The following is a 14,940-nucleotide window of genomic DNA, read 5'->3' on the forward strand; positions in this document are numbered from 1 at the left end:
TTGTGTTTGTGGCTACCAACAGGGCAACTTCATCTCAACCGTGGCAAAACCTACTACTAGTTCAACCCTGGTTTTCGCTGCTCTTGCACTGCTTCTCTCTGCAGTGCCTGCTTATTCAACTCCGAGGACTGTGGAATATCAGGGCAGAGAGTATCCCGTGGCGGACCAGGTCAAAATTGGTGGTGTAAGGATCTCAATCCTTGACAATAAAGAATCCGACGAAGATCACCTTGTCTTTGAAGGTTTCACTGGTCAGACTGAGTATGTTGTTGTGACTTGTGGCCCCGATCAACATACAACCTACTTTACTTCAACAATGTCTCCACGAGGCTATACAGCATCGCTGATCAATAGTTATTGCGGTAACAGCTATAAGCCCTGAATGTCACTATCCATCTGACGATCAAACCTCATGCACTCAACCCTGTCAGTAATGACGGTTTTCTGCCTGTTCATATTTATCGAATAACGGCAAAACAGAGATACTGTCTTTACGAGTGAGTCACTTGTCAAACGTCTGAGACCAGGGTTACAGAGGGGCAGCGAACTTCTGAACCCAGTAAGGGCTCCCGCTTTCGTCGTCAATCGCAAAACCGATGCCGATCTCTGACACGTTGTCGCTCAGAAGATTGTCGCGATGGCCAGGACTCCGCATCCAGGCCTTCACCACCTGTTTGGCTGTGGGTTGACCAGTGGCCACATTTTCCCTGTAAGCACGCCAGGAATAGCCGGCTTCATCGATTCGATCACCGGGATCTCGGCCATCTGCGCTGTCATGGCCCAGATAACGGCCCACAGCATCCATTTCATCAGCGTGGCCCTGGGCCGCCTGATGCAGAAGGGTGTCCCCAGCCAGCCGATCCAGCCCATGCTTGCGCCTCCGCTTGTTCGTGAAGCGGATCACCTCATCCCTGATGTCATCGAGCGAGCCGAGGTCCAGCAATGTCAACTTGAACCGTCCCGTTCGGCCTCCCTGCATCGAGACGTTGGCCACCAGAGACTGATCGCCGATGCGGCCGGGATCGATCAGCCCTGTGCGCGCCTGGTCACTGCCGTAAGACGACGCTTCCTGAACCGCTGCACCTGAAGGGGTTGCAATCGACACCAGGGGCCAATCGCCACGAGCTTTGACCTGAATGCTGAAGTGATGGTCAGGCTCAATGTCGATGGGAACCAGCAACTGCTCCCCACCGGTGGAGATCGAATCCCTGAAGGAGCCTCTGCTCGAGAGAGTGAACGCCATCTTTCATTCATAGTGGACAGCAACAGCCTTCGACGCTGATTTCAGGAGTTTCTCAGCCGTTCTCAGGGAGTCTTCAGCGTGGCTTGGGTAATGCGATCACCCTGACGGATGGCATGAACGACATCTGAGATTCCCTAAAAATTGATCTAGGGATTCGTACCCATGAAATTAGGCAGAGCGATCAATCGTAAGAAAAAGAGAGAGGGACATTGATGTGTTGCCATTGATCTGTCGAAAAACCGCATACACCCCTCCCCGTCAGCAATGGCGGGGTTTTTGATGCGCTGATCAACCGTCAACAGCGAAAGCGTCACTGTCTTCAGGATTGATCATTGAAACTCAGCTAGAAAGTTTCATCGCGCATTGATCGTTATGGCAAAAGGGCACGACCACGACCATCACGGTCATGACCACGATCATGGTGAGGAGGTGCTGGAGTTTTCAGCCAAGAAACCCAGCAAGCTCAAAAGCTTTGATTCCGATGCTCTGATCCATGTTGATGGCGTCGAGGACGGATCCTTCGCGGTTGCTTCCAGCAAGAAGGAACTCAAGGCATTGATGAAGTCTGATGCGGATGTGGTCTACGACGCCAAGAAAGGCAAGCTGTATCTGAATGCCAACGGTGAGGAGAAGGGCTGGGGAAAGAAAAAGGTGGGTGGCTTGATCGCCCGGTTCAAAGGCAAGCCTGAATTGAGTGCTGAGCAGTTTGAGGGGATGGAGGCATTTGATGCTGTTACGGGCGACCATGATCATGAGCACGACCATGATCACGAGCACGGTGGTGACACCAAAGAGCAGATTGCCTCTTACCGAGAAACACTGACGGATTCAGAAGAAGCTGATCTGTTAGTTGACTTCACTCTGGAGCCCAAGAAAGCACTCAAGCGTGTGATCAAGGATGGCAAGAAAGAAGGGTATGTGTTTGATCGCGATGAACTAGCAGAAGAGCTGGAAGAGATGGATAAAGGCGGAGCTTTTACTGATATTGAATTAGATGCAGCAGCCATGGAAGCACTGTTCTCCCAAGGTGGTGAGCAGGAGGCTAGAAGTCTACGAAGTTGTTAACTAAATCAACCCTCTGATCGGACCCCGTCAGCAACGGCATAATTTTGTCTTGCGAGAATGGAGTAGCGAGTTCAAATCAATGCCTTCAGCCGACAGACGCCCGAGATTTAACACTGGCAACGATTGGGATTCGAGTGTCGGGCCAATCCGTTCCAATCTGCTGAAGGATCATCACAGCCCAAGCTTCAACGCAGATCCATCGACGATTGAGTCTGATGGGCCGGGATATGTCAGCCCGCTTGAGGGTGCTGTTGTGATTGACGTTCCAGAGCGGCCTGCAATCAAAGAGCCGTCATTTGCACCGCAGCCGGAACGCACTGAGCCGTGGACACAATCCTGGGGCACATTCGCAACCCGTCATCAGCGAGCGTCCAAGGATTCTTGATCTAAGGCTGATTCTGGAAGCTCAGGTTTCCAGTCTGGATTCGGCTTTAGATGCACCGATAACCAACCGCCTTGGGCATAGATCGCGAGTGTTGATCCACGGTGTCCAAAGATCTCGAGGATTGTGTCGCCGCCACCGATTGAATCGCATTGAATAACGTCATCCAGACGATCCGGAACACGGACCGTGGCAATCATCATCAATTGATCAGTTGTATTTGAATGCACGACGGCAAAGAAGGTTGTCCGGTTGCTCAAGATTGAACGTCACCCATTGATTGCGAGCGGCACTGAAGATCAAAATTCCATATCCATTCAGGAGCGGTAGATCACCTTCATCAGATGGATAGGCCTGATCACAGCGCTGCCGCAAAATGCTGCCATCAATGAGTGTGATCACACAGATCAGTAGGCCTTTTGATAAGGCAAGATCGGCCTCAGCTGCAACTTCAGGTGTCAAGGATTGCCTCTGCTGTAGCCATTCATTGCGGCCTTGAATTGTCGTGGCAAATGATTTTGTGCTTTGCAACGGAAGGCATCCGTCAGACTTGTTTTAAAGGTAGCTCTCACCTGAAATCCATGGACAAAAATGTCGCCTTTGCCAAGGCTCGCGAGTTCCTTTTGGCGAAAGGTTTCTCGAATGATGTTGTGCCGCGCAGTGCAACAAAACTGATCACGTTCTTGCAGCAATCGGTCAGTGCAAATCAACATCTTGCAGCCGTTCATCCTGAGCTTCTGGAAGCGCTTGGACTCGAGGCGATGGATCGTGATCTGCCCGATCCGTTGATCGCGCTGCAGGCCGGAGAACGTCCAACTGAGGCGATTGGCCGGCAGCTGATGGATCTCCAGATCGGTGATGACGCTTTGGTTGAGCTGGCGCCGCACCTCGAACGTCAGATTCGCCTTGCCGTCGAGCGTGAAAGATCCCGAATGCGGAATTCCTTTGAGGATGAGCTCAATTCCTTGAGGGGCCGGAATCAGGAAGCCAACGCTCAGCTGCGCGCTCAGATCAAGTCAGCTGGCAATCCTGTTCTGATGGCGACGGTTGAGGCTCGTAAGGCCAGAGAGCGCCGGTTGATTCGTGAGGACCGGGCCGCAAGGCAACGCGGCTGATCGATGACAACTGATTCCGTCTCTGACGTGGCTGTGGGGAGAGCCATCACGGGTCCGGACCGAGATGCCTGCAGCCACACCCAAACCATCTCTCCCAGACGCAAGGCGTTGATGCAGCATGTACCGCGGTTTCTAGAGATGCTGACCACAAGAGTCCGAGGCCTGTCCGCGAGAGCCGCCAATCGCAACCAGCTCAGAGCCATCGTTCTGGACATTGCAGAGCAGCGCGGCCTGGAGGAGTGTTGGGAATGGATGATTCGGCTTGAGCTGGGCAGCGTCGCTGATCACCGGCTGCCTGACAGTGCCAAGGGTGAAATTGCCAAAGACCTCAGCGTTCTGATCAATGCCCTGCACAGCGAGAGGTGGGGTCCACCAATCACGGAGAGATCAGCGGCAGAGCTCAAGTTCGAGAAACAGCAGCGACTGAAAGCCTGGAGATCTCGGATTTCAGCACTCGGCGAACGAGAACAACAACAGCGCGCTGAGCTCAGGATGCGTGATGCGCTGATTGCAGAGCAACGTCGTCGTTCAGCCCACAGGACTGTTCCTGCTCCTGCTCCTGTTTTGACCCCACTGGAACAACGGATGGAGGTCGCGTTCGATCGATTGCTGGATCAGGAGTTGATGAACCTATGACTGCTCCGGTGGAGGGCTTCCAGCCGCTGCCTTGGCAGGGCGCTGCACTGTCAGTGCCAGATGCGATGGATCTAGTGCTCGTTGGTGGCCGTGGAGGCGGCAAGAGCACCTTGTTGTCGATGTTGATCGTCCGTGATGCGATGCGGTTCGGGAAGGGTTACATCGCTGCGCTGGTGCGTCGTGATCTGGCTGGTCTGTTGAAACTCCAGAGCGAAATTCAACAGTTGATCGATGCCCAACCTGAGCTGAAAGGCACCAGGTATCTGGCCAGCAAAAAGGAGTTCCGCTTCTCCAATGGAGCGACGCTGTTCTTGCACTACATCAAGGATGAGAACGCCTACGGCCGGTTCCAGGGCGTCGACCTGAGCCATATCTATGTCGATGAAGCAGGGCAGATCCCAGATCCGGCGCCGCTGCTCCGGTTGCGCTCATCAATGCGGACGACAGATGAGGCAGTCACTCCCCGCATGGTGCTGACGGCCAACCCCAACAACGTGGGCAGTTGGTGGATTTTTGAGCACTTTGTCTCGCGGATGGTGCCGTGGCGGCCGCACCGCTCAGAGCTGTTCAGAAAAGATGTCGTTCTGATTTCCTCGACGCTGTTCGACAACCCGCACCTTGCGGATCGCAACGCCTACATCGAGCAGCTCAAAGCCAGCTGCAATTTCGATTCATCCAAGATCGAATCAGAGGTTTACGGCCGCTGGGGGCTGACTTCTGGATCGTTCTTTGGGTCTGTTTTCAGCCAGCAGAGGATGCAGTTGGCCTGGGAGGGTTCTCAGCGTCATCGATACGACTGGAGCGGGCGTTGGATCTGGATGGGGATGGATTGGGGGACCCGATCACCATCCGCAGTGTTCATTGCACTGCGGCCGACGCAGCAGATCGAATACGCCGGGCAGGTGATCGGGGCGAATTCAGTGATCTTGCTGGATGAGTTTTATTCCGATCAGCGCACCCCCGATGGAAGCCGCCAGTGGCACGTTGGCGACCGGACGCTGACCACTCGAACGTTTGCTGCCCGGTGTCAGGAGCTGTGCAACCGCAATGGGCTGGATCTCAGAGAAGTACCCCTCCGGCAGCGTTTTGCTGATGCCGCTATTGGATCAGCGATTGGCTCCAGTGATGGATCGATCGCCGATCAACTCAAACGTTTTGGTTGTGGTTTCGTCCCAGCACCAAAGCAACGTGTGGCTGGCTGGGCATTGATGGCGCAAATGATGGAGGCCGCTGGTGATCCATCAGCCCCTGGCCTATACGCGACGGAGAAGTGCGCGAGCTTGTGGAGCACCCTGCCGGGGCTGGTCTACGACCAACACAATCCAGAAGATCTCGACACCACTGGCATCGATCACGCAGCTGATGCGGTCAGATATCTGCTGTCAGGAATCGAGAGTTCAAGACACACTGCGATGGCCGGACACCGCGTTTACTGATCACAACGTCGTCAATGCTTGAGCAAGTTTTGGTTGTCGTGTCAACAAATGCCGGTTGCTGATCCACCCCACAAGGCTGATCAGGATGCCCGCCAGCCATTGCACCGGCCAGGCAAGCCCCTGGATCAGCCCAATCGGAGTCCACAAACTCAGCAAGGCCAACAGCATCGAAGCCAGGGTCAGAACAGCCAGCAACGGTGTCGCCAGCAGATTCGCCAGCACCCCGTAAAGAGGAGCGGAGCCGAAATGAAGCCACTGGAGCGGCAGGGTCCACAACAGCGCTGCTGTAGGAATCGCAAGGGCTGGCGCCAGCCAGACCAGAGCACCAGGTAGAGCTGCGGCGAGCCGTGCCTCAAGAGCCGGGGCACTCATCACCAGCCCCGCAGTGGCAGCTGCACTGAGCTGAAAACCGATCGACCGTGCCCAGGCTGGATGAATCAGCAGCATCACGCTCAAGCTCATCAACAGTACGCCGAAGCCTCTGCTGCGCTCACCAGACCCGCGGATCAGCAGGGCCGAAGTGCCCATCAGAACGGCGCGAACCACCGAGGGCTGGGCACCCGCCAGCGTGAGAAACAGCATCAATGCCCCCCCTGCCAGGAGAAGTCGAATGCCTCTCCCGAACAGGCGCCCAAGGCTGAGGCAGGCCCCCAACAGCACCGAAAGGTGGAAGCCGGAGGCCGCCAGCGCATGGGACAGGCCGGCCAGACGAAACGCCTGCCGCAGCTCAGCCGGCAACGGCACCTGGGCGCTGCCGAGCACCAGAGCTGCCATCAGACCACCACGCTCCTCTCCTGCTACCAGCTGCAGGCGATCAGCGATGGTCCGGCGGGCATCCGCAACTGGCGTCCAGGGACGCTGCAACACCTGGAGCTCGCTGACGCGCAACTGACTCCAGCTGCCCTGACGAGCCAATCGCTCGGCAGGCCCTGGCAACAATCGATGCGGACCCGGTGAAGGGCGTCGCAGGACCCCCGTCGCACGGACGCGCCAACCCTGAAGCAAACGCTCAGGGCATGGCCGCATGCTGAATTCCGTGCGACCGCGGACCGGGCGACCAGCAATGCGCCGGACTGCAACCAGCACAGAGCAACCGTTCTCGAAGCGACGCGCATCGCTCAACAGATCGCCGATCAGCGCAACTGGCTCCGCTGATGAGCGATTCAGATGCTGGATCGGATCCCCCTCCACCGGGATTTGGGTTCCCCAGATCAATCCACGCAGCAACAGCAGCAGCACGACTGCAACGGCAACCGACTGAACGGAACAGCGATGCGGCAGAGCAACTCAGGCAGCTGCTTCGATGATTCCCCCCTCGAGCAACGGAAAGCCCAGAGCCTCCCGCTCCGCCAACCAGGCCTCCGCCACCTTGCGGGCCAGGTTGCGAATGCGGCCGATCGTGGCGGTGCGCTCGGTGACCGAGATCACCCCGCGGGCTTCGAGAAGGTTGAAGGTGTGACTGCACTTCAAAACGAAATCCAGAGCTGGTGCCGGCAGCTGCTTCTCAATCAAGTCAGCGGCTTCCGCCTCGTAGATGGCGAACAACTGCTTGAGACGATCTGGATCAGAGCCCTCGAAATTGAAATGACATTGCCCCTTCTCGAAGGGCAACCAGATATCGCCATAACTGCGTTCACTGTTCCAGCTCAGATCCCAGATGCTCTCCACATCCTGGAGATACATCGCCAAACGCTCCAGGCCGTAGGTGATCTCAATCGAAACCGGCTTGCAATCGAGACCACCACACTGCTGGAAATAGGTGAACTGGGTCACCTCCATGCCATCGAGCCAGACCTCCCAGCCAACGCCCCAGGCACCGAGGGTCGGGGATTCCCAGTTGTCCTCCACAAAGCGGATGTCGTGATCGGCGGCCTTGATGCCCAGAGCGTCCAGGGATGCCAGATAGGTCTCCTGAATTCCATCGGGAGACGGCTTGATCAGCACCTGATACTGGAAGTAATGCTGGGCCCGGTTGGGGTTGTCGCCGTAGCGGCCATCGGTGGGACGACGGCAGGGTTCTGGATAGGCCACAGCCCATGGCTCCGGACCGATGGCCCGAAGCACCGTGTGGGGGCTCATGGTTCCTGCCCCTTTTTCAGTGTCGTAGGGCTGGAGCAGCAGACAGCCCTGGTCAGCCCAGAAACGGTTGAGCGAACTGATGATGTCCTGGAAATGCACGGACAGACCGAGAACCTGATCCCCGATTCTGCCCAGTGACGGTTGACTCAGTTGCTGATCGAGAAGCAGCGATGCAGATGGGCTACAGCGTGATGACGGTGGGGATTGCTGCCGCAAGGCCCCATCATTCCCAACCAGAAACTGCCATCACCCTGAAACACCAGGACAGGCTTGGCAGATCCTTTGCCATGGGATTCCAGCAGGGACATGCAGAGTTTTTCCGCCACTTCATGGCCCTTGGGGCGCATGCGCAGCCGCCGCAGAAGTGGGTCGACCTGGGAAAACGACACGAAGCTGGCTCGCTCGGAGTCCGTGACCAGGATCAGTCCATCCAGCCACTGCACTTCAAGCAGCAACTCCTCAATCGTGGACAGCAATGTTGGAAGGGGGAAAGCCACAGATCTCCTCCTTAAGCTTTCCTTCATGTTTAGGGCATCCGCCGGCCGTGTCGCAAGCGACGCAAACGAAGATTCACGGATTCACGCCTGCAGCAGCAGCGCTCCCATCTGACCAGCCATCAGCACCCGGTGACGTGCTGTTGAAAACCCCACATCGAGAGCCAGGCATTCCTGCACCTGTCCGTTGGGGAAAGAACGCAAGCTCTCCTCGAGGTAGGCGTAGTGATCCCGCAGGCCATTCGCTGCAGCGACCGGTACCACCAGATTGCGCAGGTAAAACGTTTGAAAACGGCCAGCCGCCAGCTCCGGATTAAGGCGATTGAAGTCGAGCACCGCAGCACGAGCTCCCGGCCTGAGCAGGCGGCGCATCTCCTGAAGCCCCTCTCCGGGATCGCGCAGATTGCGCAGGCCGTAGGCCATCACGGCCCCGTCAGCGCAGCCGCTGCTGAGTCCAGTGTCCAACGCATCACCCTGCAGCCAGTCCACAGCCAGCCATGGCTCTCTGCGATGGCGACGTTGGGCCTGCTGCAGAGGCGCCGCGGCCGCATCCAACGCAATCACCCGACCCCTCGGACGGAGCGTGCGGGCCAGCTGAAGGGCAAGATCACCGGTCCCGCAGCAGAGATCCAGCCAGACTTCCCCAGCCCGGGGATGAACCCATCGCAACAACTGTCGTTTCCAGATTCGATGCAGGCCGAGGCTCAGCCAGTCATTCAGACGGTCATACCGCGGAGCCACCTCATCAAACAACTGCTCAACGGCAGCGGGATCGCCTGGCTTCACAGGGGGATGCCGTTCAAGGCCATCACCATCACAGTGGCCAGTCCGACGGCGGCGGAGCACACCATGCAGCCAGCCAGCATCAGTGAAAATTCCTGCTGATCAATCGCTGACTGCATCAACTTGAGGGCCCAGGTGATCAACGCAACGATCACGCCGATGGCAACCAGTCCCACCGGCAATGCCCAGACGGAATCGATGAGTGGATGCGCCGGAGGCATCTCCATGAAGAATTCTTCACTTTCAAATTAAGGCCTCACCTGCAATCCCTGAGCCAGCAAGGCAGTCTTGATCTCTTCAACGGTCAGGATCCCGTCATGCAGAAGGGAGGCCAGCAAGGCTGCTGAGGCATGCCCCCCCTCAGCACCGTGATTCAGAGCGGCGGCGATGTGATCGATGCAACCCGCCCCGCCTGATGCGATCACAGGCACGGACACGGCATCGGCCACAGCCCTGGTCAGGGTGAGGTCATAACCGGCTTGTGTCCCGTCCCCGTCCATGGAGGTCAACAGGATTTCACCGGCACCGAGTTCCACAACCCGCCGAGCCCAGTCCACCGCATCCAGCCCGGTGTTCTCACGGCCCCCTTTGACGAAGACATCCCAACGGCCGGAAGCATTCCGACGGGCATCAATCGCCACCACGATGCATTGGCAACCGAAGCGATCGGCTCCCTCCGCAACCAGTTCGGGGCGTCGCACCGCGGACGAATTGAGGCTGATCTTGTCTGCACCTGCCCGCAACAGCTCCGTCATGCCATCCACAGAGCGAATGCCACCGCCGACGGTGAACGGAATGGTCACCGATTCCGCGGTTCTGCGCACCATCTCAATCAACGTGGCACGCCCCTCATGGCTGGCTGCGATGTCAAGGAACACCAGCTCATCGGCCCCTGCGACGCTGTAGCGACAGGCCAATTCCACCGGGTCACCGGCATCACGAAGACCCACGAAATTGACGCCTTTGACCACACGTCCATCGGCGACATCGAGGCAGGGAATCAAACGCAGAGCCACCATCGTTTCGGCGCGAAAGCGACTGTTAGTGTTGCGCCACTCTTCAAGCCTCGCAGGCCATGTCACAGGCTGCATCGATCACGATCGGGTCGAAGATCCGCGTCAGCCGTGTGCGTGATCGGATCCCCCAGAACCTGGTGAACCTGCTCAAGGCGGATCCAAGCGGAACCGTCACCGATTTCCGCACCGTAGATGGCAAAGGGATCGGTGTGGTGGTCGAGCTGAGCAACGGCTCCACCTGCTGGTTCTTTGAGGACGAGATCGTTCCTGCCTGAGGCCGCAAACTGTGAGTGACGCCCGCCAGCTCCTCGGAATGAAGGGTGCCTCGGGCACCAGCAACATCTGGAAGCTGCGGCTGCAGCTGATGAAACCGGTCACCTGGATTCCCTTGATCTGGGGTGTGATTTGCGGTGCCGCCGCCAGTGGTCATTACCAGTGGAAGCTCGATCACCTGCTGGCAGCCATCGCCTGCATGGTGATGAGCGGCCCGTTGCTGGCTGGATACACCCAGACGATCAACGACTACTACGACAGGGAGATCGACGCGATCAATGAGCCCTACCGGCCGATTCCCTCCGGAGCGATCCCACTGCTGCAGGTGAAGGTGCAGATCGGGGTGCTGCTGATCGCAGGTCTGGGCGTGGCCTGGGGGCTGGACCAATGGGCGGGCCACAGCACGCCCTTTCTTCTCCTGCTTGCACTGGGGGGATCCTTTGTGAGCTACATCTATTCGGCTCCCCCGCTCAAGCTCAAACAGAACGGCTGGCTGGGCAACTACGCCCTGGGGGCCAGTTACATCGCTCTGCCCTGGTGGGCTGGACAAGCCCTTTTCGGTAAGCTCACCTGGAGCACGGCCCTGCTCACGTTGGCCTACAGCCTGGCCGGCCTTGGGATTGCCGTCGTCAATGATTTCAAGAGCGTAGAGGGTGACCGCGCCCTCGGTCTGCAGTCCTTGCCGGTGGTGTTCGGCATCCAGCGTGCGAGCTGGATCAGTGCCGGAATGATCGACGGGTTTCAGTTGGCCATGGTTGCCGTTCTGATCGTCATCGGTCAACATTTCGCGGCGGTTCTGTTGGTGTTGCTGGTTGTGCCTCAGATCACCTTCCAGGACATCTGGCTGCTGCGCGATCCCGTTGCCTTCGACGTGAAATATCAGGCCAGTGCCCAGCCTTTTCTCGTTCTGGGCATGTTGGTGACTGCCTTGGCCATCGGCCACAGCCCTTTGATTCAGGTGATGTGAGCCGCACCCGCCTGCACTGGGTTCTGATTGCTGGTTCCGCCGCCGCCATCGGCGTTGGTGCAGCCCTGGGCACCAGGGCTGTGGTCCAGATCGTCGATTCAACCCTCCCTGATTCTCGGGGGATCGCCAATTTCAATCGACCAGGAACCATCACTCTGCTGGCCAGTGATGGAAAGGTGATTCAGAAGCTGGGCCCTGCAACCCGGGAGAAGGTGAAGACCGGGAAAATGCCATTGCTGGTGAAGCAGGCCTTCATCGCAGCCGAAGATCGGCGCTTTTACGAGCACAACGGCATCGACACCTGGGGCGTGGCGCGGGCTCTGGTGACCAATCTCAAGGAGGGGGCTGTGCGGGAGGGAGCCAGCACGATCACCCAGCAGCTGGCCCGCACCGTTTTTCTCAGCCAAGACCGCACCATCACGCGAAAGCTCAAAGAGGCGGCACTGGCGATGAAACTTGAGCGCCAGCTCACCAAACAGCAGATTCTCGAGCAGTACCTCAACTATGTGTATCTGGGATCCAGCGCCTATGGCGTTGCCGATGCCGCCTGGATCTACTTCAGCAAAGAGCCCGATCAGCTGACGGTCGCCGAAGCCGCCCTGATTGCGGGACTGCCTCCGGCACCGTCGGTGTACTCACCGCTGGTGAATCCGGACATCGCCCGACAGCGACGCGCCATTGTGCTCGACCGCATGGCGCAGTCAGGGTTCATCACCGCGGGCGAGGCCGCACTGGCCCGGAACAGCCCCCTTGACCTCAAACCCGCCACACCAAAATATTTCAACAGCGCAGCGCCATTCTTCACCAGCTGGGTGGCTCAGGAGCTGCCCAAGATCCTCAGCCTGGATCAGTTGGAGGTGGGGGGTCTGGAGGTCCGGACCAGTATCGATCTTGACTGGCAGACCAAAGCGCGAGAAGTGATACGCAGCAACGCACCGTCCGACACCGAGGGAGCTCTGGTGTCGATCCAACCGGGGACCGGACTGGTCAGGGTGATGGTGGGCGGCAGGAGCTTCAGCCAGAGCCAGTTCAACCGGGCGACGCAGGCACTGAGATCACCAGGGTCGACGTTCAAGCTGTTCCCGTATGCAGCGGCATTGAACAGCGGCATCAAGCCGGAGACCATCTTCATTGACAAGGCCCGCTGCTGGGGAAAGTACTGCCCCAAAAATTTCGGAGGGAAGTACCTGGGCAAGGTCTCGCTTGCCGACGCCCTGAAGAACTCTCTCAACACTGTGGCCGTTGAACTTCAGGACAAGGTGGGATTTGACGCCATCATTGATATCGCCAACGGTTTCAACATCGGAACCAGCCGTCCGCTCGGTAAGTACTACCCAATGGCGATCGGCGCCTACGAGCAGACCGTCCTCGACATGGCCACGGCCTATGCCGCAGTGACGAACCGGGGCGTTTTCGTGAAGGCCACGCCATTTGAGGAAATCCGGGGGCCTGGCGGAGAAGTGCTCTGGAGCCGTCGTGTTGACGGCGATCGCGGCAGCCGCGCTCTCGACAGTGACGTTGCAGACGCCATGAACTGGATGCTGCAGCGTGTGGTGACTGGTGGCACCGGCATTGCGGCCAAGCTTGATGACCGACCGGTTGCCGGCAAGACCGGCACCTCCGAAGGTGGTCGTGATCTCTGGTTCATCGGCTCGATTCCACAGCTGACCACTGCGGTCTGGTTCGGATACGACAACAATCGCGAAACCAAGAGCAATAGCGGCGAAGCGGCCTGGGCCTGGAAACAGTTCATGATCAAGATCAAGGGGGGAATCCCCGTGAGCTACTTCCCCAAAAAGCCCGTGCTGACGAAGAAGTCCAAGCAACCCGGCAAAAAGGAGAAGACCAAGCGCAACCAGGAAGCGCCTTACCGCGGCTACGAGTACGAGCAAGTTCCGAGCTTCGAGGACTCGCCCTACGCACCACCGGACTACTCCACCGAGCCCTTTGCGGCACCTCCGCCTGCGGCGGCACCTGGATACGCGCCTCCAGCCTCTCCGGCTCCGGAACCGGCCTTCGAGGCTCCACCACCACCGGCCTATGAGCCACCACCTCCACCAGCCGCTGAGGGCCCGCGCAACTGGCTGGTGCCCCAGGTTCAGGACCGCTGATCAGCTGACCTTTTGCAGAACAGCTGAGTAAAACCCGTCGCCGCCCTCAGAGTCGCCCGGCCAGCTCTGTTGTTCACAGGCAAGCGTGAGTTCCGAAGATGTTTTCAGCAAGGCTGCAATCTGCTCAGCGTTTTCCGCTGGGTGCACCGTGCAGGTCGCGTAAACCATGCGCCCTCCGGGAGCGAGCAGCGGCAACAGGCTGCGGAGCAGCTGAGCCTGGAGGGGCAGCAATGCCTCAATCGCCTCCGGTGTGATTCGCCAGCGGGCATCGGGATGACGGGCGAGGGTGCCCAACCCTGAACAGGGAGCATCGATCAGGATCGCCTGGAAGTAGCCCTGCCACTGCGGCCGGGTGGAGGCGAGCTCAGCAGCATCGGCAGCCAGCGCCTGCACACTGCTGATGCCGAGACGCGCAGCATTGGCAGCGACCCGTTGCAGACGACCGGCGGAGCGGTCCACCGCCCAGAGTTCACCTTGATCATCGATCAGCTCCGCCAGATGCGTGGCCTTGCCTCCGGGTGCTGCGCAGGCATCAAGGATGCGCTCTCCAGGGGCTGGCAACAGAAGAGGGGCCACTCGTTGGGCTGCACGATCCTGCACTGACCAATGGCCCTCGTCATACCCGGGCCAACGACGCAGATCGCCGTTGTGGTGCAGCACCTCGAGCCCATCCGGGCAGCCGGGAATCGGTTGTGTGGCGATGTCCACAGCCGCCAGGGCTTCAGCCACCTGTTCCGGGCTGGCCTTGAGTCGATTGACCCGCAGATCCAGGGCCGGCACCTGGTTGCAGGCGCTGGCGACCGTGGCAGCCTCCGACTGGCCTCGCCACTGGATCAGTAGGGCTGTCAACCAGTCCGGCAGGGAATGCTGCAGAGCCTGTGAAGCGGCTGGGTCCGCCGGCAGCTCCAAACCCTCGCCGGCTTCGCGGGCACGCAAGGCACCCCGCAGAAGTCCGTTCACCACAGGAGCCAGGCGCGCCAACCCCACGGATTTCGCCAGCTCCACACTGGTGTTCACGGCAGCAGACGCTGGAATCCGCTCCATCCAGAACAACTGGTACAACCCCAGATGCAGCAGCCATCGCAGCTTGGGCGGCTGTTTCAGCGCGGGAACTTTGCCCAGCCGATCCAGCCAGGCATCCAGCCAGCGGCGGCGGCGGATGGCGCCGTAGGCAAGCTCGGTGGCCAACCCCCGGTTCTGCCCTTGAAGTGGCCTGTCCCGCAAGGCCCGTTCAAGAGCCACATCGGCGTAGGCCCCTGCCGCAACGGCCAGCAACACCTCCCAGGCCAATCGCCGCGATGCCAGACCGGTGATCGCTTTCGGGGGCAAGAGGGCCATCC

General features: G+C 58.9%; 17 protein-coding genes. 8 read left to right on the forward strand and 9 right to left on the reverse strand.

Going from position 1 to position 14,940, the window contains the following annotated elements:
* Positions 1 to 40: 40 nt before the first annotated feature.
* Complete coding sequence (locus KR100_RS16080) at positions 41 to 382, forward strand: hypothetical protein (protein WP_156098054.1); 342 nt, start codon at positions 41 to 43, stop codon at positions 380 to 382.
* A gap of 147 nt (positions 383 to 529) precedes the next feature.
* Here the strand turns inward: KR100_RS16080 and KR100_RS14515 are convergent, their stop codons facing one another.
* The gene (locus tag KR100_RS14515; protein ID WP_051847476.1) at positions 530 to 1,243 is read right to left on the reverse strand and encodes a CAP domain-containing protein; all 714 of its coding nucleotides are present in this window, start codon (positions 1,241 to 1,243) and stop codon (positions 530 to 532) included.
* A gap of 429 nt (positions 1,244 to 1,672) precedes the next feature.
* On the opposite strand from KR100_RS14515, the gene KR100_RS10930 reads away from it, so the two are divergent.
* Positions 1,673 to 2,308 (forward strand): hypothetical protein, encoded by a 636-nt coding sequence (locus KR100_RS10930; RefSeq protein ID WP_156098055.1) that lies wholly within the window; start codon positions 1,673 to 1,675, stop codon positions 2,306 to 2,308.
* 360 nt (positions 2,309 to 2,668) lie between these two features.
* Here the strand turns inward: KR100_RS10930 and KR100_RS10935 are convergent, their stop codons facing one another.
* Positions 2,669 to 2,950: a hypothetical protein gene (locus tag KR100_RS10935; protein WP_156098056.1), complete on the reverse strand. Its 282-nt coding sequence runs from the start codon at positions 2,948 to 2,950 to the stop codon at positions 2,669 to 2,671.
* Between the two features lie 321 nt (positions 2,951 to 3,271).
* On the opposite strand from KR100_RS10935, the gene KR100_RS10945 reads away from it, so the two are divergent.
* From KR100_RS10945 to KR100_RS10955, 3 genes are read left to right on the forward strand one after another with little or no spacing between them, the layout of a single operon-like run.
* Positions 3,272 to 3,805 carry a hypothetical protein gene (locus tag KR100_RS10945; RefSeq protein WP_038545846.1) on the forward strand — a complete coding sequence of 178 codons (534 nt, stop codon included), beginning with the start codon at positions 3,272 to 3,274 and terminating at the stop codon, positions 3,803 to 3,805.
* A gap of 3 nt (positions 3,806 to 3,808) precedes the next feature.
* A complete protein-coding gene (locus tag KR100_RS10950) occupies positions 3,809 to 4,441 on the forward strand; it encodes a hypothetical protein (RefSeq protein ID WP_038545848.1) in 633 nt (210 codons plus the stop codon).
* Entirely contained in the window at positions 4,438 to 5,877 is a 1,440-nt protein-coding gene (locus KR100_RS10955) for a phage terminase large subunit (protein ID WP_051847477.1), read from the forward strand. The genes KR100_RS10950 and KR100_RS10955 overlap by 4 nt, the downstream gene beginning before the upstream one ends.
* On the opposite strand, the gene KR100_RS10960 is transcribed toward KR100_RS10955, so the two are convergent.
* The 6 genes from KR100_RS10960 to hisF form a co-directional block, all read right to left on the reverse strand.
* A complete protein-coding gene (locus KR100_RS10960; protein WP_051847478.1) occupies positions 5,878 to 7,116 on the reverse strand; it encodes a ComEC/Rec2 family competence protein in 1,239 nt (412 codons plus the stop codon).
* A gap of 48 nt (positions 7,117 to 7,164) precedes the next feature.
* Positions 7,165 to 8,055 (reverse strand): glycine--tRNA ligase subunit alpha, encoded by an 891-nt coding sequence (gene glyQ / locus KR100_RS10965; protein WP_038545851.1) that lies wholly within the window; start codon positions 8,053 to 8,055, stop codon positions 7,165 to 7,167.
* Positions 8,056 to 8,102: 47 nt separating this feature from the next.
* On the reverse strand, positions 8,103 to 8,453 hold the full coding sequence (locus tag KR100_RS10970; RefSeq protein WP_038545855.1) for a hypothetical protein: 351 nt from the start codon (positions 8,451 to 8,453) through the stop codon (positions 8,103 to 8,105).
* A gap of 81 nt (positions 8,454 to 8,534) precedes the next feature.
* The gene (gene ubiE, locus KR100_RS10975; protein WP_038545858.1) at positions 8,535 to 9,236 is read right to left on the reverse strand and encodes a bifunctional demethylmenaquinone methyltransferase/2-methoxy-6-polyprenyl-1,4-benzoquinol methylase UbiE; all 702 of its coding nucleotides are present in this window, start codon (positions 9,234 to 9,236) and stop codon (positions 8,535 to 8,537) included.
* A complete protein-coding gene (locus KR100_RS10980) occupies positions 9,233 to 9,460 on the reverse strand; it encodes a hypothetical protein (RefSeq protein WP_239420323.1) in 228 nt (75 codons plus the stop codon). The genes ubiE and KR100_RS10980 overlap by 4 nt, the downstream gene beginning before the upstream one ends.
* A 21-nt stretch (positions 9,461 to 9,481) precedes the next feature.
* Positions 9,482 to 10,252, reverse strand: a complete 771-nt coding sequence (gene hisF, locus KR100_RS10985; protein WP_038545861.1) for an imidazole glycerol phosphate synthase subunit HisF — start codon at positions 10,250 to 10,252, stop codon at positions 9,482 to 9,484.
* A 56-nt stretch (positions 10,253 to 10,308) separates the two neighbouring features.
* Between hisF and KR100_RS10990 the strand changes: the two genes are divergently transcribed.
* The 3 genes from KR100_RS10990 to KR100_RS11000 are packed head-to-tail and all read left to right on the forward strand — an operon-like array spanning position 10,309 to position 13,600.
* Positions 10,309 to 10,524, forward strand: a complete 216-nt coding sequence (locus KR100_RS10990; RefSeq protein WP_038545863.1) for a DUF2862 domain-containing protein — start codon at positions 10,309 to 10,311, stop codon at positions 10,522 to 10,524.
* 11 nt (positions 10,525 to 10,535) lie between these two features.
* Positions 10,536 to 11,489, forward strand: coding sequence for a chlorophyll synthase ChlG (gene chlG, locus KR100_RS10995; RefSeq protein WP_038545866.1), 954 nt, complete (start codon positions 10,536 to 10,538; stop codon positions 11,487 to 11,489).
* Positions 11,486 to 13,600, forward strand: a complete 2,115-nt coding sequence (locus KR100_RS11000) for a transglycosylase domain-containing protein (protein ID WP_038545869.1) — start codon at positions 11,486 to 11,488, stop codon at positions 13,598 to 13,600. The genes chlG and KR100_RS11000 overlap by 4 nt, the downstream gene beginning before the upstream one ends.
* Here KR100_RS11000 and KR100_RS11005 read toward each other — a convergent pair whose 3' ends face one another.
* Positions 13,601 to 14,938: a 16S rRNA (cytosine(967)-C(5))-methyltransferase gene (locus tag KR100_RS11005; RefSeq protein ID WP_038545872.1), complete on the reverse strand. Its 1,338-nt coding sequence runs from the start codon at positions 14,936 to 14,938 to the stop codon at positions 13,601 to 13,603.
* Positions 14,939 to 14,940: the final 2 nt, after the last annotated feature.

Source organism: Synechococcus sp. KORDI-100 (assembly GCF_000737535.1).
In the GTDB taxonomy this organism is placed as follows: Bacteria; Cyanobacteriota; Cyanobacteriia; order PCC-6307; family Cyanobiaceae; genus Parasynechococcus.

What these genes read in the sequence shown, in the direction of transcription:
- KR100_RS10980 (WP_239420323.1), bottom strand. Translation starts at nt 9,460, where the DNA reads ATGGAGATGCCTCCGGCGCATCCACTCATCGATTCCGTCTGGGCATTG.
- KR100_RS14515 (WP_051847476.1), bottom strand. Translation starts at nt 1,243, where the DNA reads ATGGCGTTCACTCTCTCGAGCAGAGGCTCCTTCAGGGATTCGATCTCC.
- KR100_RS10945 (WP_038545846.1), top strand. Translation starts at nt 3,272, where the DNA reads ATGGACAAAAATGTCGCCTTTGCCAAGGCTCGCGAGTTCCTTTTGGCG.
- hisF (WP_038545861.1), bottom strand. Translation starts at nt 10,252, where the DNA reads ATGGTGGCTCTGCGTTTGATTCCCTGCCTCGATGTCGCCGATGGACGT.
- KR100_RS10990 (WP_038545863.1), top strand. Translation starts at nt 10,309, where the DNA reads ATGTCACAGGCTGCATCGATCACGATCGGGTCGAAGATCCGCGTCAGC.
- KR100_RS10950 (WP_038545848.1), top strand. Translation starts at nt 3,809, where the DNA reads ATGACAACTGATTCCGTCTCTGACGTGGCTGTGGGGAGAGCCATCACG.
- KR100_RS11005 (WP_038545872.1), bottom strand. Translation starts at nt 14,938, where the DNA reads ATGGCCCTCTTGCCCCCGAAAGCGATCACCGGTCTGGCATCGCGGCGA.
- KR100_RS10955 (WP_051847477.1), top strand. Translation starts at nt 4,438, where the DNA reads ATGACTGCTCCGGTGGAGGGCTTCCAGCCGCTGCCTTGGCAGGGCGCT.